Genomic DNA, 21731 nt, shown 5'->3' with positions numbered 1-21731 from the left:
ATCACAACAGACCTCCCGGCACATTGCCGGGCCAGATGAAGGGGGCCCTCATGGCCAATTTGAATGTCACCTATGACCAGATGAGCGGTGCCGCCGGACGCCTGCGCGACGGCCAGGGCGAGCTCGAGGCGACCCTGCAGCGCCTGCGTCAGCTCGTGGCCCAGCTCGTCCAGGACGGTTTCACCACGACGCGCGCCTCCGGCGCCTTCGACTCGTCGTACACCGAGTTCACCACCGGCGCGACCAAGACCGTTCAGGGCATCGAGGGCATGGCATCCTTCCTCGAGAAGGCCGCTCAGGCTCTGCAGTCCACGGACGAGCAGCTCGCCAGCCAGCTCGGCTCCTGAGGCTTTCCGCTCTCCGAGCGAGTCTCACCCGAAGGCGCTCACCGAGATCGGTGGGCGCCTTCGTCGCGCCCGGTGTGGTTCAGCGATGGGCCGAGGGCTCGCGCAGGCGAGCACGCTCAGGCGCGGGTATGGCCGAGCACCTTCACGATGACGCCGCGGCGGCGCAGCTCGGCGATCGTGCGAGACTCCTCGTCGACCGTGCGCCCGAGTGCGTGCTTGTCGGCGACGACGACGACATCGCCCGACTCGAGCCGCCCGAACAGTCGGGTGAGTCGCTCTGCCCAGCTTTCGCCGGTTTCGGGCGCGGGATGCCGGAAGCCTTCGATCGGCACCCCGAAGTCGGCGAGCGCATCGCGCTGGGCGATCACGCTCGGCAGATCGTCGCGGGCGACGACCAGGCCGACGAGCCGTGACCCGGCGGGGCGGGCGGCCCACCAATCGGTGCCCGACACGATGACCGGCACGGCTTCGGTGAGGGTCGGCAGGGACACCGACTCGGCGTAGTCGGCGGGTGCGCGGTCGTCGTCAGCTGGCATCGACATGCAGGCTCCTTCGTCGGGATGATCCATTGTCACAGGTCCCCGCGATCATTGCGGGCCGCAATTGTCGCGTGAGCCCCCTGGTGGCGACAGAAGCTGCCCGGTGTGCGTGTGCCGCGGGCGCCGCGGGTTGCGCATCAGCAGCGCCGACGTCCCGCTCAGTCGTCTTCGCGCAGCCGCAACTCGGTGCTCAACTGGTGGGCATCGAGCTCGGCGAGGCTGTGCCGGAGCGACCGGGTGCTGAACGTCCCGCCCGAACTCAGCGTGTCCAACCGTGTGCGCATGGCTTCGATGATTGCGATGCGCAGTTCGAGCATGTCCTGCGCGCCGACGGAAAACTCCTCTGTGATCGGCTGCGCGTAGCGCTGCCGCATCCGTTCGACGAGGTCTGAATCGAAAGCCGTGCCATCGCGACGCCTGAGCGCGGGGTCGTCGAGGGCGGATGCCGCGGCTGCGCGCAGCTGTTCCTCCAGGCGGTCCTTCTCGTCGTGGTCGTCCGCCGACTCATCGCCACGGTCGAGTCGGAGCTTCCGCACGACCCAGGGCAGGGTGAGCCCCTGGAGCATGAGGCTCACGAGCGCCACGAGGAACGCGATGTAGATGAGGGTCGGCCGCTCCTCGACCGACCGGGGAATCGTCTGTGCCGCAGCGAGGGTGACGACACCACGCATCCCGGCCCACACGATGATCGAACCGTGTTTCCAGCCGAGGGGTGAGGCCTGGTAGTAGTCGATATCTGCCAGAGCGCGCGCCACCCGCCGGCGCATGAGGCCGGTGCGGCGCTCGATCCGCTCCGGGGAGGGCTGTGCGCGAACCGGCGAACCGGGTCCCCCGCGCGAGGGGAAACCGTTCTCCGCGAAGGAGTCCAATCGGGCGTCGAACTCTTCGAACCGGGCGCGATCGGTGCCGTGCCGGCGCGCCCGACCGGCCCAGAGAAGGAACGCCACGTAGGCCGCCCGCACGACGAGCACGATCAACAGCGCGGCCAGCGCGACGAGCGTGGGGGACACGATGCCTTCGTGGCGGGCGAGGACGTCTTCCACGATCTGGTCGAGCTCGAGCCCCATGATCAGGAAGATCCCGCCCTCGAGCACGAGTTCGACGGTGCGCCAGTTCACTTCATCCGACAGGCGTTGCCCCGGTGTGAACCAGCGCTGGGCGCCTTGCCCCGCGACGATGCCGGCGACGACGGCCGCGACCAGGCCCGATCCGTTGAGATGCTCGGTCGGCAAGTACGCGAGGAACGGCACCGTGAATCCGATCGCCGTGCTGGCGCCCGAGCTGCCGACCCATGAGCGCAGCCGCAGCGCGAGGACGCCGACGACCGCCCCGATCACCAGGGCGATGAACACGGCCCAGAGGAAGCTCAACACCGCACCGCCGAACGAGAACGTGCCGGCGACCACGGCCAGCAGCGCCGTCCGCAGGAGCACGAGCGCGGTGGCATCGTTCAGCAGGCTCTCGCCCTCGAGCATGGTCGTGACCCGCGGCGAGATCCCGAGCCGTTTGGCGATGCCGGTCGCCACGGCATCGGTCGGGGAGAGGATCGCCCCGAGCGCGACGCCGAGCGCGAACTCGACGCCGGGGATCACAAGCGAGAAGAACCACCCCAGGATGAGCGCGGTCACGACGACCAGCACGACGGCGAGACCCGTGATGGGAGCGAGGTCCCGGCGGAACTCGATCGCCGGCAACCGCACGGCCGACGCATACAAGAGGGGCGGGAGGATGCCGACGAGGATGAGTTCCGGGTCGATCTCGGGCACGTCCACGAACGGCAACAGCCCGACGCCGAGGCCCAGGGCGACGAGCAACAGCGGGCCGGCCACACCGAGGCGCTGACCGAGCGCCGTGACGACGGCGACGGCGATCACGCCGAGCAGGATGACCAGCAGGAGATCCATCGGTCAGAGTGCGCCGAGCGCGCGCACGGCATCCCGCTCTGCGACGAGTTCGGCGACCGACGCGTCCAGACGCCCGCGCCCGCGCGCGTCGAGCTCGAGGCCCTCGACGATCCGATACCCGGAGCCGTCGCTCGTCACCGGGAAGGACGAGACGAGACCTTCGGGCACGCCGTACTCACCGTGCGAGACGACGGCGGCCGAGGTCGAGCCGGCCGGCGTGCCGAGGATGCTGTCACGCATGTGCGCGATCGCCGCGTTGGCCGCGGACGCCGCCGAGGAAGAGCCGCGGACGGCGATGATCTCGGCCCCGCGTTGCGCGACGCGGGGCACGAACTCGTCGTCCAGCCACGCGGCCGCCTGGGCTGCTCCGCCGAGGGCGTCGGCCAGCGCGTCGAGCGCGGGTCGACCGTCGACGGTCGCGTGCGCGACATCGGGGAACTGCGTTGCGGAGTGGTTGCCCCAGATCGTGAGGTCCCGGATCGCCGAGGGCGCCACCGCGAGCTTCGCCGCCAGTTGGGCGACGGCGCGATCGTGGTCGAGGCGGGTGAGGGCCCCGAACCGGTCCGAGGGGATGCCGGGGGCCGCCGCGGCGGCGATCAGCGCGTTCGTGTTCGCGGGATTCCCGACGACGACGATGCGCACATCATCCGCGGCAACGTCGCCGAGCGCCGCCCCCTGCGGCCCGAAGATACCGGCGTTCGCGGCCAGCAGATCGGCGCGCTCCATCCCCGCCGAGCGGGGACGCGCGCCGACGAGCATCGCGACGTTCGCACCATCGAACGCGACGCGCGGATCATCTGTGATCTCGACATCCTGCAGAAGCGGGAACGCGCAATCCTGGAGCTCGAGCGCGGTGCCCTCGGCGGCCTTCAGGCCCTGGGGGATCTCCAGCAGCCGCAGACGCACCGGTCGGTCGGGTCCCAGCATCGCGCCCGACGCGATGCGGAACAGCAGCGCGTAGCCGATCTGCCCTCCGGCGCCGGTGACCGTGATGGTGGTGGGCAGCGGGGGCAGCGAAGCGGCATCCATAGTCCTGAGCCTATTCCTCCCGCGAGACCGCACGCCGGGCCATTCCGGGCAGGTGGCGGGCCCACGCGGTACGGTGAGCGCATGACTTTCAACAGCAATGCCAACGTCGGGGGCAGCGGCGCGAAGAGGCGCGGACCCGGCGGTGGCGCGATCGCCGGAGGTGTGGGTGGCCTCGGCGCGATCGCCGTGATCCTCCTCCAGATCTTCACCGGTGGCGACTTCTCGAGCCTGTTGGGTGGCGTGGGCGGTGGGGCTCCGTCGGCGGGGTCGGAGACCGAGATCACCGACTGCGAGACGGGTGCGGACGCGAACGCGAACATCGACTGCCGTCTGGCGGCAGGCTCGAAGGCCATCAACCAGTTCTGGACCGGCGAGGTACAGGGCTACCGCCCGCCGCAGCTGATCATCGTCGACGGGTCGACGTCGAGCGCGTGCGGCACGGCATCCAACGCGACGGGTCCGTTCTACTGCCCGCCGGAGGAGACCGTGTACATCGACCCGACCTTCTTCGACGTGCTCGAGCAGCAGTTCGGCGACGATGCGGGCCCGCTCGCGCAGCTGTACGTGCTGGCGCACGAGTATGGCCACCACATCCAGCAGATCGCCGGAATCATGGATGCCCACCCCAGCAACGGCACCGGGCCCGAGAGCAACGGGGTGCGCATGGAGCTGCAGGCCGACTGCTTCGCCGGAGCGTGGGTCGCCGGCATGACCCGGCAAACCGATGAGAACGGTGTGCCTTTCCTCGAGTCGCCGACCGAGGAGCAGATCCGCGATGCGCTGGATGCCGCCGCCGCCGTCGGGGACGACCACATCCAGGAGCAGTCCTCCGGCCGCGTCAGTCCGGAGAGCTGGACGCACGGCTCGAGCGAGCAGCGTCAGCGCTGGTTCACGACCGGGTACCAGGGCGGCGTCGGTAGTTGCGACACGTTCGGCGCCCCGGGGAACGCACTGTGACCGTCGCCGATCTGGACGCGATCCTCTATCCCGAGATCGAGCCGTACGAGACCGGATTCCTCCTCGCCGGCGACGGCCAGCGCGTGTACTGGGAGCAGTCCGGCAACCCTGAGGGCAAGCCGGTCGTCTTCCTCCACGGCGGGCCCGGCGGCGGCACATCGCCCTGGCAGCGCCGCTTCTTCGACCCCGCGGTGTACCGCATCGTCTTGTTCGATCAGCGTGGATGCGGCAAGTCGACGCCCCACATGAGCGCTCCCGACGCGGACCTGCGCTTCAACACGACGTGGCATCTGGTCGCCGACATCGAGCTGCTGCGCCGCAATCTGGGGATCGAGCAGTGGCAGGTCTTCGGCGGCTCGTGGGGCTCGGCCCTCGCCCTCGCCTACGCGCAGAGTCACCCGTCGGCCGTGACCGAACTCGTCCTGCGCGGTATCTTCACGCTCCGCCGCCACGAGCTCGAATGGTTCTACGAGGGGGGCGCCGAGGCGATCTTCCCCGACCTCTGGCAGGACTTCGTCGCACCGATCCCGGTGCTCGAGCGCTCGCGCCTCATCGAGGCCTACCACCGGCGTCTCACCGACCCCGACCCGGCCGTGCACCTGCCCGCCGGGATGGCGTGGACGACGTGGGAGGCATCCACCCTGACGCTCCGGCCTGACCCCGACCTCGTCTCGGCGATGGCCACGCCCGAGGCGGCGGTCGCGTTCGCCCGCATCGAGAACCACTACTTCATGAACGAGGGGTGGTTGCGGCCCGGACAGTTGATCGAAGACGTTGCGGCGATCCGCGGCATCCCGGCGGTCATCGTGCAGGGTCGCTACGACGTGTGTACGCCCATCATGACGGCGTGGGACCTCCACCGAGCGTGGCCCGAAGCCGACTTCGTCGTGGTTCCGGATGCCGGGCACTCTGCGAGCGAGCCGGGCATCGCCGCAGCCCTCCGCGCAGCCACCGACCGCTTCGCCTGACCTGTCCTCCCTCGTCCCACTTCGGGCAGGGCTTGTCCCACTTCTGCCAGGGTGTGTCCCACAAATGGCTGGCCAGGCGACCGAATTGCGACCACTTTTGGGACATGGAACGCGGCGCTGCAGCGGCCGCGGCGGGCTGACCAGGGTGGCGACTGCTAGACTGGTCCCACTTGTAGCGCCGATCCTGGCGCTCTCGCGTCGTAGAACGCTTCCCTCGCCGCCCGGCTCTGACCGGATGATCGGCTGACATTCTTCGTACGGCGACCCTGTGCGCATCCGCGCAGAGGCCACCGATCCGGGCTTCGCTGCCCAGAAATCCGCCATGACTGATACTTCTTTCCGCACGCTCGGCGTGCCCGCCCCGCTTCTCGAGGTCCTCGCGAAGGACGGCAAGACCGAGGCGTTCCCCATTCAGGTCGACACCCTTCCCGACACCCTTTCCGGCCGCGACGTCCTCGGCCGCGGCAAGACCGGCTCGGGCAAGACCCTTGCCTTCTCGATCCCGATGGTCGCCCGCCTCGGCGGCGTCCTCGCCGGTGGAGCGCGCCGCCAGGGCCGCATCCTCGGCCTCATCCTCGCGCCGACGCGTGAGCTGGCCACCCAGATCAACGCGACCCTCGAACCGCTCGCCGCGGCCTACGGCCTGAAGACCACCACGATCTTCGGTGGTGTCAGCCAGACCCGCCAGGTGCAGGCTCTCAACGCCGGCGTCGACATCGTCGTGGCGTGCCCCGGCCGCCTCGAAGACCTCATGAAGCAGGGCTACGTGAAGCTGGATGCCGTGGAGATCACGGTCATCGACGAGGCCGACCACATGGCCGACCTCGGCTTCTTGCCGTCGGTCACCCGCATCCTCGACAAGACCCCCCGCGACGGCCAGCGCATGCTCTTCAGCGCGACGCTGGACAACGGCGTCGACAAGCTCGTCAGCCGCTTCCTGCAGAACGAGGTGTTGCACTCGGTCGACGAGGCCAACTCGCCCGTCGCTGCGATGACCCACCACGTGTTCCACGTCGAGGGTGCCGACGCGAAGAAGGAGCTCGTCCGCACGCTCGCGTCGGGCACCGGCCGCCGCATCCTCTTCATGCGCACGAAGCACCACGCCAAGAAGCTCGCCCAGGCGCTCACGGCGCAGGGCATCCCCTCGGTCGACCTGCACGGCAACCTTTCGCAGCCGCAGCGCGACCGCAACCTCGCGGCATTCTCGGCCGGCACGGCCAAGGTGCTCGTCGCGACCGACGTCGCCGCGCGCGGCGTGCACGTCGATGATGTCGAGCTCGTGATCCACGTCGACCCGCCCATGGAGCACAAGGCATACCTGCACCGTTCCGGTCGCACGGCGCGTGCCGGCGCCGAGGGGTCGGTCGTGACCGTCGTCCTCCCCGGCCAGGAGAAGGACGTCAAGGATCTCCTCCGCAAGGCCGCGATCACCGTGACCCCCACGCGCGTCACGCCGACGTCGCCCGAGGTCGCTGAGCTCGTCGGCCAGGTCGCCTCCTACGTCAAGCCCGAGCCGAAGGTCGAGCAGCCCCGTGGCGGCGGCCGTAGCCAGGGCGCCAACGCGCAGCGCAAGCGCGCGGCGCGCGATGACAGCGGACGCGCCGGCGGTCAGGGCCGTTCCGGCCAGGGCCGCTCGGGTGGACGCGGCGCTGGCGCTGGTCGTGACAACGCCGGTCGCTCGGCCGAGTCGCACGGTCGTCCGGCTGCAGAGCGCGCGGCGCGACCGGCGCAGCAGCCCGCGGCATCCGGCAACGCCCGGACCACGGGTCGCCGTGCCTCGACCGGCGGTGGCAGCAAGCTTTCGGTCGGCTCGGTCGTCCGCAGCAACGGCGGCGGTCAGCGCCGGGGTCGCTGACCTCTCACCTGAACAACTCCTGCAGCCGGCTCGGTTTCCGAGCCGGCTGCGCTGTGTTTCCGGGGCGCGCGCCGCGCGTTGAGACGCGGCAGCAGGAGTTATTCAGGCCGCGGACAGGAGCCAAGAGCGGTGTCCGAAGTCCGGTGCCCAAGTCCGGTGTCCGACCGCCGCCGCGTACCCAACGCAGGAGAACCTCCAGCTCGCCGAGCTCGCGTGGCCAATAGACCGTGCGTCCCTCGAGCGCGGACTGCGGCACGGTGTCGTAGTTCCAGTCGTAGCGGCCGCGGAACAGCTTCGAGAAGGCCGCGGGAATATGCAGTTCGACTGCGCGGTCTGAGGGACCGGCCTCGAGCAGCAGCACGCTGACCGTCGGGTCCTCGCTGAGGCGGGCGGCGAGCGCCGCCCCGGCCGAGCCGGCACCGACGACGACGTAATCCGCGTCGAGGGTGCGGGCGCTCACGCGCCGAACGCCTTGACGAGAGTGACCGCTATCTTCGGCCAGTTGCCGTCGATGCGGAACCGGGTGAAGCCTTCGCACACGGCCGCGCCGGTGCGTGAGGTCACGAACCACGGCGGCTTCGGCAACGCGGAGAAGGTCCCCCGTCCCAGCGAGCGCGGGAACGGCCGGAAGGGTCCGCGCACGACCGTGCGTTCGACCCCGTCCAGCAGGAGGGCGTTGTGCACGATCCCGATACCGCTCGGGGCATCGTCGAGCGTCCCGCCGGGAAATGCGCCCCAGGTCGCCGTCGGGGTGAGGAATCCGAAGGCCGTCCAGGCGTTGATCGCGACCGTGCCGTAGCGCAGCTCGACGATCGCCCGCTCGAAGTCCCTGCCGAGAGCGGCATGGGTCGCAGGGTCGATCAGGACGTTGGCACCCAGGGTTCCGGTCAGGCGCTCGTTCGCGTGCGCGATCGCCCTGTCGAGGAACTCCTGCCCGGTGCCCGGCAGATCGATGATCCCGAGCACGGGGGCGAAGTATTCCGTCGTCTCGAGCGCCGTCGCATCGGCGCCGTCCGTCTGGATGAATGCGCGTGTTCCGTCGCCGCACCATGTGGCGTCCGGGTAGGCGTCGCGCACGGCATCCATCTTTCCGTCGCTCTGCGGGTACCAGACCGGACGTCGCGGCGCGCGGTCGTAGGCGGTGCGCAGAGCCCGCAGGAACTCCTCGCGTTGCGGCCAGTCCGCGCTCAGCAGCACGACCTGACCGGCGATGCAGTTGTGGCCGCTGTTGTGCAGACGCATCGTGGCGATGTGCTCGGCCTGGTAGGTGAGGTCGGCCGGCGACCACTCGCCCGGGACCACGATGATCGGTGCGACGCCGCCGAGTTCCGCCGAGATCGGGACCTTGAGCTTCGGGCGTGACGGACGTTTTCCGGTGCCCCACACGATCGCGCGGAAGGTTGCTTCCGACCCGGTGATGTGGACGTGGTCGATGTCCGGATGCTGGGTCAGATACCCGCCCACATCCCCGCCGCCGCGCACGATGCGGAGGAACCCGGGTTCGATCAGCGGCGCGAGCGCACGTTCGAACACCGGCACGAGCGCGTCCTGCGTGGGGTTGACCTTGAGGATCGAGACCCGGTTGAACGCCATCAGCTCATAGAGCACGTCGAGGTACGGGATCGAGGTGATGTTGCCGGCGCCGAGCACGAGACCCACGCCGCCGGACGTGGCCGGTGCGCGCTGCGCGAGGCCCGCGGTACGGACCGCATCGGCCGCCGTGACACCGGGCGTGAGCCACACTTCGGTCGTGTAGCCCGACAGCAGCAGCCCATCCGTCGCGGAGAGCGGCGATGTGTGGACGACGGTCCGCCCACCCGGCGCGGTCCCGATCTTCACGGTGTCGAGCGGGCTCCCTCCGGCCACGAGCGCGGTGAGGGTATCGGCGTAGGCGTCGAGCGCGACGAGCGCGGCGTACGGCCCCGACAGCCACTCTTCTCCGCGCAGCGGATGCCCCGGTTCCAACCCCTTGGAGGTCGCGGCGACGTCGGCCCACTCCTCGGCGACGGCGGCTGCCGCCGCGCGCAACCGTCGCAGGAGCGTGCGGCGCTGATCGAGCGTCAGCAGGCTCCACGCGCGGGCGCCGGACCGGACCGCCGAGACCGCGTTATCCAAGGGCTCGCGCACGTCGCTGGTCAGATCTACGGGGGCGGTGGTCGTTGCAGCAGGGGTCACGGCGCTCTCCTTCGGGCGGACATCTCAGCATACGTCCCGGTGGTACGCCGTTCCGAGATCGGTGCTACTCGATGTCGTCGCGGCGCAGCCGGTAGCGCCCGAGCCAGACAAGACTCCCGAGCACGAGCGCCGCGGGCACCACGCTGAAGCTCAGCACGATCCCGGAGATCGCGGCATCCGGCTGCGTGGGGCTCTGGCCCGCGACGCTTTCGATGTACCCCGTTGCGGCGAGCGTCACCGCCAACACGGTGGCGCCGAGCGCGAACCCGGTCGTCTCACCCGCCGTCCACATTCCCCCGAATGCGCCCGCACGGCCCGGGCCGTGTCGCCGCGCGTCGTGACTGATGACGTCGGGGAGCATGGCCATCGGCAAGGACTGCATTCCGGCGTAGGCGATCCCGACGGTCGCGACGGATGCGTAGAGCCACGCGCCGGGTGCCCACAGGGCGAACACGGTCGTCAGCGCGGCGAGCGTGAACAGCACGCTGGCCGCGGCGAACGCCCGCTCTTTGCCGACCCGCCGCGCGGCGATGCCCCAGAGCGGCGCGGCGAAGAGCGCCGGCGCGATCAGGGCGACGAACAAGAGCGTGACGGCGTCCTCCGATCGCAAAACCCAGGTCGCCAGGTACTGCGCGCCGGCGAGCATGAGCCCTGTGGCGATCGCCTGCAAGAAGAAGGTGCCGAGCAGTGCGCGGAAGGGCTGGCTGCGTCGCAGTGATTCAAACCCAGCGCGGAAGTTGTCGCGGACGCCGCCGCCCGGAGTCGAGGCGTCCGGGCCGACGGGACGGATCGGTGTGTCCCCGACGGACTCCGCGGCGAGCTCTGCCGTTTCGGCCGCGCTCGTGCCGGCGGCGGCCATGGCGGAGCGCGGCCGGAGGCCCTGGCGCGCGACGGCGGTGGATGCCAGCATCCCGAGGCCGATGACGATACCGGCCACGATCCCCATCAGCAGATAGCCGGTCGTCGGGTCGCCGGTGGCACGGCGGAGGAGGGGGCCGCCCGCGCCGAAGAGCAGGATCGCGAACGTGAGCACGACGACGCGCCACGTGAGGAGTCTCGTGCGCTCGTCGTATCGGTCGGTCAGCTCGGCGGGCAGGGCGATGTAGGGCACCTGGAACAGGCTGAACGCGGTCGCCGTCAGCAGGAAAGCGATGAGCACCCAGATCGCGCCGACGGCGGGAGCGAGCCCCGGCGGCACAGCGAACGTGAGGGCGAACAGCACCGGCAGTGCGATTGCACCGATCACCATGAGACGTCGGCGTGATCCGTGCCGGGCGAGATCGCGATCACTCAGAGCGCCGATCACCGGGTCGACCAGGACGTCCCAGATCTTCGCCGCCGTGACGATGACGCCCGCCATAAGGGCGGCGACGCCCAGACTGTCGGTCAGGTAATACGTGAGGACGAGACCGGGGAGCGTCGCGAAGCCGCCGGTGCCGATCGATCCGGCCGCGTAGGTCGCGATGGTTTTTCGCGACAGCGGCGCGGCGGGGGTGGTCGCGGCATCCGTCCTCATGCGAGTCACGATAGCCGGGTCGCCGTGCGTTCCCGCTGACGGCGCGGGGTCAGATCAGTGCGAGTTCGCGCAGCTTCGACTCGACGTCGGCGTTCGACGGTTCGACGTGGTGCGACGCGTCGGGGTAGACGACGACGGGGATGTTCGTGCGGCCGGAGATCTCGCGCGCGACGTCCGCGGCATCCGGCTCGGCCACGAGGTCGACGTAGGTGTACGAGACACCCAGCTCGTCGAGCTGCTTCTTCGTGCGGACGCAGTCGCGGCACCAGTCGGCACCGAACATCGTGATGGTGGGCTCAGAGGAAGTCATACCTCTATTCTCCCCCCGCTGGGCAGCGTCGGCGCTCAGCCGATCAGTTCGGTGAGGTCGGCGACGCCCATACCGAAGTTGATGCGGATGCAGGGGAGCGCGAGCTTGTCGGAGCCGACCGAGACGTAGCCCTGCTCGATCGTGCGGGCCATGTCGAAGCCTGCCGCACGCAGGCCCTCCTTCGAGCGTTCGTCGTGGTGACCGAAGGGGTACGCCACGACCTCTTTCACGCCGCCGAGCGCGTCGGCCGATGCCTCCATGTCGGCGGCGATCTCGGCGGGCGTGAGATTCACCATTTGGCCTTTGCCGTTGGCGCCCGCGGTGTGCATGTTGTGGGTGTGCGAGCGGGGCAGGATGAACCGGTTCTGCTCCGCGACGCCGTCGCCCGTGATATCGAACGAGGTCGCCATGAGCTGTAGCTGCTCGTTGATCGGCGCGGCCATCGTGAGCCAGGTCGGGTCGGCGTCATCGTCGGTGATGATGACCGCGTGGTCCGGGAGGAAGAGGACACCGTCGATGAAGGCACTGAGCTCATCCCAGGTGGGCAGGTAGAACGCGCCGTCCTTGATGTGGTGCATGTGCGCGCGGTAGTCCTCGACGTACGCGAAGTTGCCGCGCAGCCAGCCCTCTTCGCCGCCCGGCTTGTCCGTGAACTGGTGGTACATGAGGAGCGGGACGCGCGCATTCTCCGCCGTGACGGCCTCCGGCGTCGTCCAGGCTCCGTAGAGCGTGGTCTGCTGCGCTGTGCACGCGACGAGGTCGGCGCCGTTGACGCGGGTCGCCGGGTTGCCGGCGTTCGCGGCCGGGTCCGCGGATGCGGCCGTCGCCGCGGTGGTGTCGGCGTACCAGCCCGCGAACACCCGCCCGTCTGCGCGCGGAATCGGCAGCAGCGAATAGAGCGCGTCCTGGGTCTGGAGTTGGGGATCGAGCGTCGTGCCGTCGAGGACGAACGACACGGCGCAGGCCGCCGGGTCTCCGGCATCGGCGAGCAGCTGTTCTGCGGCGGTCAGCGGCATCGGCGTCGGCGTCGGCGTCGTGGTTTCGGCGACCGGAGTGGATGCCGGCACCACCTCCGTCGCACAGCCCGTCACCGCGAGCAGCGATAGCGCCGCGCCCACCATCGCGATCCGCGCCAGAGCGCGCGTCATCGTCCCCATGTCGTGCCCTTTCGCAGTCCCGGGATCGACCCTATCGGGGGGCGGGCCGTTGCCTGTGAAATTGGACACCTGCGCGACCGGTCGGGGTGTAAGGATAGACGGGCTCGTCACCATGACCCGGCGAGTGATCTCGTTTCCCAGGGGGACACCATCAACCTGTCGATCATCGTGCCGACCTACAACGAAGCTCCCAATGTCGCGGAGCTCGTTCGGCGCACCACTGCGGCTGTCGTCGGGATCGACGCGGAGATCATCTTCGTCGACGACAGCATCGACGACACCCCCGACGTCATTCGGGAGGTCGCCGCGGCGGCCGCGATTCCGGTGCGGGTGATCCACCGTGATCAGGCGACAGGTGGACTCGGCGGCGCCGTGCTCGAGGGCTTCCGCGCCGCCTCGGCCGAGGCGTGCGTCGTCATCGACGGTGATCTGCAGCATCCGCCGGAGAGCATTCCGGACCTCTTCGCCCGGTTCGGCCAGGGCGATGTCGACGTCGTCGTCGCCTCGCGCTACGCCGCCGGCGGCGCGGCGCAGGGCCTGGCCGACAAGACCCGGGTGTTCGTGTCGAAGGCAGCCACGGCCGTCACCAAGGCGATGTTCCCCATTCGCCTGAAGGACACGACCGACCCGATGACCGGGTTCTTCCTGATCGACCGCAACGCGATCGGTCTCGAGGGTTTGCAGCCACGCGGGTTCAAGATCCTCCTCGAGATCCTCGCGCGCAAGACGCTGCGGGTCGCCGAAGTGCCGTTCGCCTTCGCCGACCGCTTCGCGGGTGAATCGAAGGCGTCCCTGCGGCAGGGCATCCACTTCCTCGCCCAGCTCACGGCGCTCCGCTTCGGCAAGATGTCGCTGTTCGCCGTCATCGGCGGTCTCGGCGCCGTCGCGAACGTCGCGATCGTCTGGGCGCTGACCTCCGCCGGAGTCGGGTACATCACCGCCGCCGTCATCGCGGCGGAAGTGACGATCATCGTGAACTTCCTCCTGATCGAGCGCTTCGTCTTCCACGACATGCGTCATGAGGCGTCCGGCGTCGGATCGCGGTTCGCCAAGTCGTTCCTCTTCAACAATGCCGAAGCCGTCATCCGCATCCCCATCGTCGCGCTGATGGTCTCGACAAGCCATATCTCGGCGGTCTTCGCGACGGCGATCACCCTCGTCGTGGCGTTCTTCGTCCGGTTCGTCTTCCACTCGCTCGTCGTCTACGCGCCCAAGAAACCGGGCGCGGCAACCTCGCCCGCCCGCGCCATGATCGTAAAGATCGACGAGCAGGCCATGCAACCCGGAGAACTGTAGGCACGGTGATGGATGCCGTGGCCACGCTCGTCGTGCAGGTCGCCATCACGAAGATCGACGCGCTCGCCGTGATCGCCCTCGCCGCAGACAGCCCGGTGCTGTCGCCGGGATCGGCGCGGCCCCGTGTGGCGCTGGACGGCGGGGCGTGGGCCGAGGTCGACGTCCCGAAGTTCGGTGAACCACCGCCGCTCGCGATCGATGTGCGCTCGCCGCTCGGCCTCGAGCACGCCCGACTCTCGGCGCTCACCCTCGCTGCCGCGCTGGAGCGCGAAGCCGGCTGGGTCGTGCACCCGGACTTTCCCGTCGCCTCCGGTCGCTGAAGCGCTACGACGCAGCGAGGGCGGCGCGGAGCGCGCGTTCCTCGTCATCGGAGAGCCCGGCCGGCCGCGGACCGGTGCGGAGATTCTCGAACGCGAGGGCGTCGGCGAGGGTGTCTTCGAGCGGGCGCGTGCGCAGCCCCGCGCGGATCGCGGCGGAGGAATCGGCGGTCGCGAAAAAGCGCCACTCGGGGTCGTCGATCCAGAGGGGGAGCGACGGAGAACCCATCCAGGCCGAGATTCCCTGCGCGGCCAGAACGGCTGCGGGGACAGGCCGTGCCGCCACGTCACTGTGGGCGACTCGTGCGGCGGTGGTGAGCACGTCGCCCAAGGCCACGGTCGGACCGGTCGCGTTGAACGTCCCGTCGAGACGGTGTGTTGCGGCGTGGACGGTCCATTCGGCGAGGTCGTCCACGTGGATCAGCGCACACGGAAATGTCGGATCGTCGGGGACGAGGACATCCGCCCCGGTGGGGTGAGCGAATCGCCACGGGTAGTAGCCGCTGCGGCCTGACGTGTCGCCCGGACCGGAGATGAGCCCGGAGCGGATGATCGTCGCGGGCGCATCGGCGGCCCGCACGATGTCTTCGCAGGCGACCTTGGCCGCACCGTAGGCCGACATGTCTTCCATGACGTCGCCGCTGAGTGGCGCGAGCACGGGAGAATCTTCACTCTGTTCTCGCCGGTCGAAGGCGGCGTAGACGTTCAGCGAGGAGATGAAGGCCCAGTGCCGCGTACGGAGGTCCCGCACGGCGCGTCGTACCTGCCCGGGATGCCGGGAGACGTCGACGACGGCATCCCAGATGCGGTCTGCGACGGGGGACAGCCCGTCGTCGTCATCGCGGTCGACAGTGACGAAGGAGGTTCCCTCGGGCGCAGGGGCGGTCCCGCGCGCGGCACACGTCACGGTGTGTCCGGAACGCAGTGCCGCCTCGGCGATCGCGCGGCCGAGCAGGGCTGTTCCCCCGAGGATCAAAATATCCATACCCGGAGTCAACGCCATGCCGGGGGCCCAGACCAGGGCGGTTCGCTGTCGGCTGACGCTCGTACTCTTCGGCGGACCCCGGGTCAATCCCCTTCAGTGCTTCACGCCCCGCGCGCACACTGAAGTCCTGTCGATGGGGAGGACCACATGACTCACGCACTCGTGCTCAACTGCACACTCAAGCCCTCGCCCGCCGCATCCAGTAGCGAACTTCTCGCCCAGCAGGTTCTCGACGCGCTCGCGGCCTACGACGTCTCGGGAGAGATCGTCCGCGTCGTCGACTTCGATGTGAAGCCGGGTGTGGAGGCCGATATGGGCGAGGGGGACGAATGGCCCGGCATCCGCGAGAAGGTGCTCGTGGCCGACATTCTGGTCTTCGCGACGCCGACGTGGATGGGCAACATGTCGTCGGTCGCTCAGCGCACGCTCGAACGATTGGACGCGGAGCTGTCCGAGACGGATGCCGAGGGTCGCCCGATCCTCGCCGGCAAGGTCGCGGTCGCCGCGGTCGTCGGCAACGAAGACGGCGCCCACGCGATCACCGCGGCGCTGTACCAGGGACTCGGCGACGTCGGCTTCACGATTCCGAGTCAGGGTGGCGTGTATTGGAACGGCGAAGCCATGCACACGACCGACTACAACGACCTTCCCGAGACTCCCGACAAGGTGCCGGGCACCACGCAGACGGTGGCCCGGCACGCCGCTCACCTCGCGAAGCTCCTCGCCGCTCAGCCCTACCCTGCGCCGAAGAACGGCTGAGCGCGCGGGACTACGGCGTCGGCATGCCGCCGTTGACGTTCAGCGTCTCGCCGAGCACGTAGCTGGATTCGGCGGACGCGAGGAACACGTACGCGGGAGCGAGCTCTGCCGGTTGCCCCATGCGTCCGAGCGGAGTGTTCTCGCCGAAGTGGGCGAGCTTCTCCTGCGGCTGTCCGTCGGTCGGCTGCAGCGGCGTCCAGATCGGTCCGGGCGCGACCGCGTTCACCCGAATACCCCGCGGCGCGACCTGCTGGGCCAATGCCTTCGTGAACGCGTTGATCGTGGCCTTCGTCGACGCGTAGTCCACGAGCACATCCGAGGGGGAGTACGCCTGGATCGAGGTGGTGTTGATGATCGTCGCGCCGGGCTTCAGGTGCGGCAGGGCCGCTTTCGTGATCCAGAACATCGCGTACACATTCGTCTTGAACGTGTCGTCGAACTGCTCGTCGTCGAGCGTCGTCAGGTCTTCATTGAAGATCTGCTTTCCGCCGTTGTTCACCACGATGTCGAGGCCGCCCAGGGTCTCGACAGTCTCGGCGACGAGTGCGCGGCAGTACTCCGGGTCCTTCAGATCGCCCGGGTAGGTGAGCACGGTCGCGCCGGCCTCCCGGAGAAGCCCCGCGATGCGTTGTGCATCTTCCTCTTCGGCGGGAAGGTAGGAGATCGCGACATCGGCGCCCTCGCGGGCGAACGCGATCGCGGTCGCCGCTCCGATCCCCGAGTCGCCGCCCGTGATGAGGGCCTTCCGGCCCGTCAGTCGGCCGGTGCCGCGATACGTCTCTTCGCCGAGGTCCGCCTTCGGTGTGAGTTTCGCGTCGAGCCCGGGCTCCGGCATCCGCTGCTTCTGCGGTTCGATGTCGGCGTAGAGCTTCGCCGGGTCGACGAGGGTGTACTGGTCGCGAGTCATGGTTCTCCTTCTCGTGGCGGTGCGGATGTTCAGCTGTCGCGCAAGGCGGCGATCAGCTCGCTCTTCTTCTGGCGGGAGTAACCGGTCAGGCCGATCTCCTTCGCCCTTTTGCGAAGGTCGGGGACGGTCCAGTCTTCGTAGTTTCCGGATTCGCCACCTTTGCGACCGATCGTCGAACGGCCTTCGGCCGCTGCGGCGTTGCTGATGCGCGCCGCCTTCTGCTTGCTGGCGCCGTCGTCCCGCAACTTCTCGTACAGCTCGGGGTCCTTCAGGCTGGCGTTGCGTCGTCCGGGCATGGCAGCTCCCTTCGATGACGTTGGGGATCTCCGTCGTCACCGAAAATACGGCGCGGGCGCGGCGGAGTGGAGGGGATTGCCAGGGTGCGATGAGGGTGCTAGCCACCGGCGTGCGCCAGAAGAATCCTTCATCGTCAAGGGGGCGCGGACGCCCCGGACACAGGCGTACGCTCGTCGTGTCAACCCGGCGAAGGGAGCTCTCGTGATGCGTTCGCTGCGAGGTGTGTGCGGTGCGCTCGCCGCGGCTGTGGCCGTCACCGTGCTCGCCGGATGCGGCATCAGCGTGCCGACCGATCCCCGCGGCACATTGGACCGCATCACCGGAGGAGAGCTGCGTGCGGGCGTGTCGCCGAGCGACGGGCTCGCGGTCGCCACGGGCGTCGGTGAGGATGCCGAGGTGTCCGGACCGCTCCCGTCGGTGATCGAGGAGTTCGGGGCGGACCGGGAGGCGACGGTGACCTGGACTGTCGGCAGCGAAGAGGACCTCGTCGACCTGTTGGAACGCGGAGAACTGGATCTCGCGATCGGCGGGATGACCGACGCGACGCCGTGGTCCGAGCGTGTGTCGGTCACGAGGGGGTACCCCGACCTGCCCGGAGCGGACGGCCGGCGAGTCGTCGTCTTCGTGCCGCTCGGGGAGAATGCGATGCAATCGGCCGTGGAGACCTACCTCGATCGCGAGGTCAAGTGATGCAATCGATGGGTCGTACCGACCTGCCGGCGGAGCAACGGCGGGCGCTGACGAGCGCGATCCGCTGGGAGTGGTTCACGATCGGCTACACCGTTGTCACGATCGCGATCATCGCGTTCGTGGTCGGCGGTTCGCAGGCGATGAAGACCGCGTGGATCGAGGACATGCTCTCGCTCATCCCGCAGATCGCGTTTCTGCTGTCGCTGCTGGTGATCCGGCATCCGCCGTCGCGGAGATTTCCCTACGGACTGCACCGGGTGATGGGTGTCGGTCACCTCGTCGCGGGTGTCGCGCTACTCGCGATCGGCGGAAGCCTCGCGGTCGAATCGGTGATCGGACTCGTCACGGCGGCGCATCCCGCGATCGGCACGGTGTCGCTCTTCGGGCACACGATCTGGCTCGGGTGGCTGATGGTCGCCGTCATGGTGCTGGTCGTGCCGGGGCCGTTCTTCTACGGGCACGCGAAGGCGAAACTCGCCCCCACCCTGCACAACAAGGTGCTCTACGCGGATGCCGACATGGCCAAGGCCGACTGGACGACCACGGTCGCCTCGATCGTCGGTGTGCTCGGCATCGGGATCGGTTGGTGGTGGCTGGACGGCGCGGCCGCCCTCTTCATCTCACTCGGCATCGTGTGGGACGGCGTGAAGAACTCCCGCTCGGCCGTGCTCGATCTGATCGACCAACGCGCGCGCACGCACGACGACACGAAGCCGCACCCGTTGGCCGATCGCATCGTGCGCGACCTCGAGGCACAGCCGTGGGTGCGGGCGGCATCTGTGCGGATGCGCGATATGGGCCAGGTGTTCCATGTCGAGGCCTTCGTGGTCCCCGAACGGAGCCGGGTGCGTCTCGACCAGATCGAAGCGGCCCGCCAGCACATCGCCGACCTCGACTGGAAGGTGCAGGATGTCGTGGTGATCCCGGCATCCACGCTCCCGCCGGAGACGCAGCGAGCAGCGTCTGGCGTGGGTGGTGGTGCTCCGTCCAGGTGAACGGGGAGCACGTTCACGCGCGACGGCCAGAAAGCACTCCCAGCGCTGCGGCAAGAGCGCCGAAGCCGGCCGGCGGCATGTCGAAAAGCCCCGCGGGGAGAGGATCAGTGACGTTCCAATCCACGCGGCGTCGAACGAGCTCCTCGTAGGCAGTGTCATGGGCGCGCAAGACGCCCAGCACGGTTTCCAGCGCCTCGGTGTCATCCGCGATCTCACGGAAGCTCGACCCCAGCGAGCGCGACGGCAGAGCCGCATCCGCCGGTGCCGCGATGACCCACGCGTGCGTCCCCGCGCCGACCTCGGCCGTTGTCCCGTCCGGCAGGTGCACCTCGGCGGTGGCGTGCGGCGCCGCCGATGTGCTCGCCCGGTTCGCGGGTCCGGAGGCGATCCACCTGAAGCACGCGCACGCGTTCACACCCGCCTGATCCGCACGCGTTTCGGTTCCCGTCGGCTGATGTCCGATTCGCCTGTGTGAGGGGTACCCCCGGAATACACCTCTCCGGAGGGACTCCCTCGAATGGTGACGAGGCGCTTTGCTGGAAACCATGACCCACACCGAACCTGCTTCCCCGGCGAAGGCCGGGATTATTCGCTATCTGAGGCAGAACCCGAACGTCACTCGCAAGTCGATCGCCGACGCGCTCAACCTCCCGCCCACGACCTTCATCGCCTACCTCGGAGATCTCGAAGATGAGGGATTCCTAATCGCGGATCCGCCCCGACCCAGCCGCCGAAAGGGTGAATGGCCCTCGTATCGAGTCAACGACGCGATTGTCACAGCGCTCTATTTGAGGCTCGGCCAGGAGATCGGCGAGATCTAGCGTGATCTCGGCGGGCGGTGCCCTTGGCATCGGACACTCGTTTGCGCTCGATGGTGGGGGTTGCTTGCAAAGCGTTCCGCCGGTGTCCCGCGCCGGACACGACGGAGCCGAGATTATCCAGGTGATCCGTTTGGTCGCGCGCGGAAGCTACGACGGCGTCGTGCGAACGGAATCCCCACGCCTGAGGTGAGCGCGGGATTAGTGCGCATCCAGGTCAAGTCGTTCAGAGTCAACGATTCCGAAGTGATTAGCGCGACAGGCGAATCCCCGTAGGGTTTCACTTCCCCCGCATCCTCGGCATCGAATGCATCGGCGTCCCCGACGCTGCCACCGAGAGCAGCACGCTGAAGGCCGGCGAGCCGGTCGCCACGACGATGGGGAGGGGTGGGTCGCGAGATCGATGGCAGCTACGCCGACGACGACGGGCTCGTTTCGGGAACGAAGGTGTTGCCTATGCGGCCGTACCTGTCGCAGACTGTGAGCTTTGCAAAGCGCCGGCGGAGTGCAAAGCGCGCCGTCCTCGCAGTCGAAGACCGGTGGTGGGTACCAACGCGACGTCGTCCCGGAATGACGTGATCCCCTCCGCCGCTCTTCGCCCGTGGACGCCTGCGAGGGGCGCTCACGACCCGCAGTCCGAGCGCCAGGGCAGGCGGAGCGGTGTGCGCCCATCACTCCGCGCAGGCCTGCCGGGCCGAAGGTCGCTTCACGCAGACGCCGGTCTGCGCTCTACCGATGAGTGCTCGGCGCTGGCATCGCCGCGGCCGAGGACGAACCGGCGGATGCCTAGTACTGCTGCTCCTCGGCACCATTCCTCGTTCGTTCCGGGCACCAATTCGATGCGGACTTCAGATGCGCGGGCGTCGCGATGCTCTGCCAGGCCGCGATGGATGTCGGCGCGCGCCACCTCGGCGAGCTCCACCCCCTCGCCGCCGATGACCACGAACTCGGGTGCCGTCAGGTTCGCCACCGCCGCGATGAGCTGTCCCAGCGCTCGGCCGGACCGGGATAGAAGCCGTGTGACGGTCTCATCTCCTCGTCGAGCCCGAGACATGATCTCCTGCCACGTCACGTCCTCGCCAGTGGCGAAGTGCACAGCGCGCTCGATGGACGGGATCGTCAACATCGCCTCCGCGCAACCCTGGTGGCCCTGTCGGCACAGGGGGCCGAGCGGATCGAGCGGCCAGTGCCCGACGAGGCCGACTCCCGAATCGGGGCTAGTCAGCGCCCGGCCATTTGCGATGCACCCGTAGCCCACGCCGATCCCCAGAGTAAGCGCGGCGAAGTTCGAGTGACCCGAGCCGACGCCGAACCAGTGCAGCGCGTCGACGAAGGCCTCGAGATCGTTCGCGCAGACGGTCGGACGCCCCACCGCATCCGCCGCCGCCGCCGCCAGCGGGACGTCCGTCCAACCGAGGAACGGTGCGGAGGCGATCGTCCCGTCGCCGTCGACGACCCCGCCGACGGCGATGCCGACCCCGTCGATAGGATGCCGCGACTCGGCGTCGTCGACGAGCGCGCCGATGATGCCGACGACGTCCTCGGGGGCTCCGGAATGCCGTCGTTCCCCGAGAGTGCGTACGACGTTCGCGCGCAGATCGGTGACCACGGCGAACAGGGAATCGCTGGCGAGCTTCACCCCCAGGAAGTGATGCGCTGCCGGGACGACGTCCAGGGGAGTGGTCGGTCGCCCGCGCCCCTCTATGACCTGGGAAGTCTCCGTCACGATCCCCGAGCGGATGAGTTCGGAGCTGATGCGCGTGAGTGTCGCGGGGGCGAGATCGAGCCGTCGAGCCAACTCTGCGCGACCCAACGGGCCGTGCAGCAGCACTTCGAGTGCGACGTCCTGCGTGAGCTGATCGCTCGGTTGCCACCCCATCGTGATTTACCTCCGTAGCCGAATATATCGC

Annotated in this window: 23 protein-coding genes; 10 read left to right on the top strand and 13 right to left on the bottom strand. The window is 69.0% G+C overall.

From position 1 onward, the window contains the following. The first annotated feature begins 50 nt into the window (after positions 1-50). Complete coding sequence (locus tag N4R40_RS07630; RefSeq protein ID WP_203190459.1) at positions 51-347, top strand: WXG100 family type VII secretion target; 297 nt, start codon at positions 51-53, stop codon at positions 345-347. A gap of 116 nt (positions 348-463) precedes the next feature. On the opposite strand, the gene N4R40_RS07625 is transcribed toward N4R40_RS07630, so the two are convergent. The 3 genes from N4R40_RS07625 to N4R40_RS07615 form a co-directional block, all read right to left on the bottom strand. Next, complete coding sequence (locus tag N4R40_RS07625) at positions 464-889, bottom strand: recombinase family protein (protein ID WP_407665847.1); 426 nt, start codon at positions 887-889, stop codon at positions 464-466. A gap of 155 nt (positions 890-1044) precedes the next feature. After that, positions 1045-2790 carry a cation:proton antiporter gene (locus tag N4R40_RS07620; protein ID WP_261606768.1) on the bottom strand — a complete coding sequence of 582 codons (1746 nt, stop codon included), beginning with the start codon at positions 2788-2790 and terminating at the stop codon, positions 1045-1047. A 3-nt stretch (positions 2791-2793) separates the two neighbouring features. After that, the gene (locus tag N4R40_RS07615; RefSeq protein ID WP_261606767.1) at positions 2794-3819 is read right to left on the bottom strand and encodes a malate dehydrogenase; all 1026 of its coding nucleotides are present in this window, start codon (positions 3817-3819) and stop codon (positions 2794-2796) included. An 81-nt stretch (positions 3820-3900) separates the two neighbouring features. Here N4R40_RS07615 and ypfJ point away from each other — a divergent pair, with 81 nt between their 5' ends. From ypfJ to N4R40_RS07600, 3 genes are all read left to right on the top strand, one after another. Then, complete coding sequence (gene ypfJ, locus N4R40_RS07610; protein WP_261606766.1) at positions 3901-4776, top strand: KPN_02809 family neutral zinc metallopeptidase; 876 nt, start codon at positions 3901-3903, stop codon at positions 4774-4776. After that, positions 4773-5744: a prolyl aminopeptidase gene (gene pip, locus N4R40_RS07605; RefSeq protein ID WP_261606765.1), complete on the top strand. Its 972-nt coding sequence runs from the start codon at positions 4773-4775 to the stop codon at positions 5742-5744. The genes ypfJ and pip overlap by 4 nt, the downstream gene beginning before the upstream one ends. A 322-nt stretch (positions 5745-6066) precedes the next feature. Next, on the top strand, positions 6067-7599 hold the full coding sequence (locus N4R40_RS07600) for a DEAD/DEAH box helicase (RefSeq protein WP_261606764.1): 1533 nt from the start codon (positions 6067-6069) through the stop codon (positions 7597-7599). A 4-nt stretch (positions 7600-7603) separates the two neighbouring features. Here N4R40_RS07600 and N4R40_RS07595 read toward each other — a convergent pair whose 3' ends face one another. The 5 genes from N4R40_RS07595 to N4R40_RS07575 all read right to left on the bottom strand — a co-directional run bounded on the left by N4R40_RS07595 (position 7604) and on the right by N4R40_RS07575 (position 12757). Then, positions 7604-8059, bottom strand: a complete 456-nt coding sequence (locus N4R40_RS07595; protein WP_261606763.1) for a lycopene cyclase family protein — start codon at positions 8057-8059, stop codon at positions 7604-7606. Further along, complete coding sequence (locus tag N4R40_RS07590; protein ID WP_261606762.1) at positions 8056-9774, bottom strand: aldehyde dehydrogenase family protein; 1719 nt, start codon at positions 9772-9774, stop codon at positions 8056-8058. The genes N4R40_RS07595 and N4R40_RS07590 overlap by 4 nt, the downstream gene beginning before the upstream one ends. 64 nt (positions 9775-9838) lie before the next feature. Next, positions 9839-11290, bottom strand: coding sequence for an MFS transporter (locus N4R40_RS07585; protein ID WP_261606761.1), 1452 nt, complete (start codon positions 11288-11290; stop codon positions 9839-9841). Positions 11291-11339: 49 nt separating this feature from the next. Next, entirely contained in the window at positions 11340-11600 is a 261-nt protein-coding gene (locus N4R40_RS07580; RefSeq protein ID WP_261606760.1) for a glutaredoxin family protein, read from the bottom strand. A 35-nt stretch (positions 11601-11635) separates the two neighbouring features. Beyond that, a complete protein-coding gene (locus N4R40_RS07575; protein ID WP_261606759.1) occupies positions 11636-12757 on the bottom strand; it encodes a xylanase in 1122 nt (373 codons plus the stop codon). 150 nt (positions 12758-12907) lie between these two features. Here N4R40_RS07575 and N4R40_RS07570 point away from each other — a divergent pair, with 150 nt between their 5' ends. Both N4R40_RS07570 and N4R40_RS07565 read left to right on the top strand, forming a co-directional pair. Next, entirely contained in the window at positions 12908-14053 is a 1146-nt protein-coding gene (locus N4R40_RS07570; protein ID WP_261606890.1) for a glycosyltransferase, read from the top strand. A gap of 8 nt (positions 14054-14061) precedes the next feature. Next, on the top strand, positions 14062-14373 hold the full coding sequence (locus N4R40_RS07565; RefSeq protein ID WP_261606758.1) for a hypothetical protein: 312 nt from the start codon (positions 14062-14064) through the stop codon (positions 14371-14373). Positions 14374-14377: 4 nt separating this feature from the next. Here the strand turns inward: N4R40_RS07565 and N4R40_RS07560 are convergent, their stop codons facing one another. Continuing rightward, positions 14378-15355 carry an NAD-dependent epimerase/dehydratase family protein gene (locus tag N4R40_RS07560; RefSeq protein WP_261606757.1) on the bottom strand — a complete coding sequence of 326 codons (978 nt, stop codon included), beginning with the start codon at positions 15353-15355 and terminating at the stop codon, positions 14378-14380. A gap of 147 nt (positions 15356-15502) precedes the next feature. Between N4R40_RS07560 and N4R40_RS07555 the strand changes: the two genes are divergently transcribed. Continuing rightward, positions 15503-16114: a flavodoxin family protein gene (locus tag N4R40_RS07555; protein ID WP_261606756.1), complete on the top strand. Its 612-nt coding sequence runs from the start codon at positions 15503-15505 to the stop codon at positions 16112-16114. 10 nt (positions 16115-16124) lie between these two features. Here N4R40_RS07555 and N4R40_RS07550 read toward each other — a convergent pair whose 3' ends face one another. Both N4R40_RS07550 and N4R40_RS07545 read right to left on the bottom strand, forming a co-directional pair. Continuing rightward, positions 16125-17021 (bottom strand): SDR family oxidoreductase, encoded by an 897-nt coding sequence (locus N4R40_RS07550; RefSeq protein ID WP_261606755.1) that lies wholly within the window; start codon positions 17019-17021, stop codon positions 16125-16127. Between the two features lie 29 nt (positions 17022-17050). After that, positions 17051-17317, bottom strand: a complete 267-nt coding sequence (locus N4R40_RS07545; protein ID WP_261606754.1) for a Rho termination factor N-terminal domain-containing protein — start codon at positions 17315-17317, stop codon at positions 17051-17053. A gap of 205 nt (positions 17318-17522) precedes the next feature. Here N4R40_RS07545 and N4R40_RS07540 point away from each other — a divergent pair, with 205 nt between their 5' ends. Together N4R40_RS07540 and N4R40_RS07535 are read left to right on the top strand one after the other, a co-directional pair. After that, positions 17523-18008, top strand: coding sequence for a substrate-binding domain-containing protein (locus tag N4R40_RS07540; protein WP_261606889.1), 486 nt, complete (start codon positions 17523-17525; stop codon positions 18006-18008). Next, entirely contained in the window at positions 18008-19003 is a 996-nt protein-coding gene (locus N4R40_RS07535; protein WP_261606888.1) for a cation diffusion facilitator family transporter, read from the top strand. Before N4R40_RS07540 ends, N4R40_RS07535 begins: the two co-directional genes overlap by 1 nt. Before the next feature lie 13 nt (positions 19004-19016). On the opposite strand, the gene N4R40_RS07530 is transcribed toward N4R40_RS07535, so the two are convergent. Next, positions 19017-19418: a hypothetical protein gene (locus N4R40_RS07530; protein WP_261606753.1), complete on the bottom strand. Its 402-nt coding sequence runs from the start codon at positions 19416-19418 to the stop codon at positions 19017-19019. Between the two features lie 130 nt (positions 19419-19548). Here N4R40_RS07530 and N4R40_RS07525 point away from each other — a divergent pair, with 130 nt between their 5' ends. Then, on the top strand, positions 19549-19824 hold the full coding sequence (locus N4R40_RS07525) for a winged helix-turn-helix domain-containing protein (protein WP_261606752.1): 276 nt from the start codon (positions 19549-19551) through the stop codon (positions 19822-19824). 703 nt (positions 19825-20527) lie between these two features. Here the strand turns inward: N4R40_RS07525 and N4R40_RS07520 are convergent. Continuing rightward, a complete protein-coding gene (locus tag N4R40_RS07520; protein ID WP_261606751.1) occupies positions 20528-21700 on the bottom strand; it encodes an ROK family transcriptional regulator in 1173 nt (390 codons plus the stop codon). Positions 21701-21731 lie beyond the last annotated feature (31 nt).

Origin of the sequence: Microbacterium memoriense (genome assembly GCF_025398275.1) — a bacterium.
Taxonomy (GTDB): Bacteria; Actinomycetota; Actinomycetes; order Actinomycetales; family Microbacteriaceae; genus Microbacterium; species Microbacterium memoriense.
The sequence above is the reverse complement of the archived record's forward strand: the minus strand, read 5'-3'. Positions and strand labels throughout refer to the sequence as shown.

Coding starts and splice junctions, on each gene's coding strand:
- N4R40_RS07630 (WP_203190459.1), top strand. CDS start 51: ATGGCCAATTTGAATGTCACCTATGACCAGATGAGCGGTGCCGCCGGA.
- N4R40_RS07625 (WP_407665847.1), bottom strand. CDS start 889: ATGTCGATGCCAGCTGACGACGACCGCGCACCCGCCGACTACGCCGAG.
- N4R40_RS07620 (WP_261606768.1), bottom strand. CDS start 2,790: ATGGATCTCCTGCTGGTCATCCTGCTCGGCGTGATCGCCGTCGCCGTC.
- N4R40_RS07615 (WP_261606767.1), bottom strand. CDS start 3,819: ATGGATGCCGCTTCGCTGCCCCCGCTGCCCACCACCATCACGGTCACC.
- ypfJ (WP_261606766.1), top strand. CDS start 3,901: ATGACTTTCAACAGCAATGCCAACGTCGGGGGCAGCGGCGCGAAGAGG.
- N4R40_RS07600 (WP_261606764.1), top strand. CDS start 6,067: ATGACTGATACTTCTTTCCGCACGCTCGGCGTGCCCGCCCCGCTTCTC.
- N4R40_RS07585 (WP_261606761.1), bottom strand. CDS start 11,290: ATGAGGACGGATGCCGCGACCACCCCCGCCGCGCCGCTGTCGCGAAAA.
- N4R40_RS07580 (WP_261606760.1), bottom strand. CDS start 11,600: ATGACTTCCTCTGAGCCCACCATCACGATGTTCGGTGCCGACTGGTGC.
- N4R40_RS07575 (WP_261606759.1), bottom strand. CDS start 12,757: ATGGGGACGATGACGCGCGCTCTGGCGCGGATCGCGATGGTGGGCGCG.
- N4R40_RS07565 (WP_261606758.1), top strand. CDS start 14,062: ATGGATGCCGTGGCCACGCTCGTCGTGCAGGTCGCCATCACGAAGATC.
- N4R40_RS07560 (WP_261606757.1), bottom strand. CDS start 15,355: ATGGATATTTTGATCCTCGGGGGAACAGCCCTGCTCGGCCGCGCGATC.
- N4R40_RS07555 (WP_261606756.1), top strand. CDS start 15,503: ATGACTCACGCACTCGTGCTCAACTGCACACTCAAGCCCTCGCCCGCC.
- N4R40_RS07550 (WP_261606755.1), bottom strand. CDS start 17,021: ATGACTCGCGACCAGTACACCCTCGTCGACCCGGCGAAGCTCTACGCC.
- N4R40_RS07545 (WP_261606754.1), bottom strand. CDS start 17,317: ATGCCCGGACGACGCAACGCCAGCCTGAAGGACCCCGAGCTGTACGAG.
- N4R40_RS07540 (WP_261606889.1), top strand. CDS start 17,523: ATGCGTTCGCTGCGAGGTGTGTGCGGTGCGCTCGCCGCGGCTGTGGCC.
- N4R40_RS07535 (WP_261606888.1), top strand. CDS start 18,008: ATGCAATCGATGGGTCGTACCGACCTGCCGGCGGAGCAACGGCGGGCG.
- N4R40_RS07525 (WP_261606752.1), top strand. CDS start 19,549: ATGACCCACACCGAACCTGCTTCCCCGGCGAAGGCCGGGATTATTCGC.
- N4R40_RS07520 (WP_261606751.1), bottom strand. CDS start 21,700: ATGGGGTGGCAACCGAGCGATCAGCTCACGCAGGACGTCGCACTCGAA.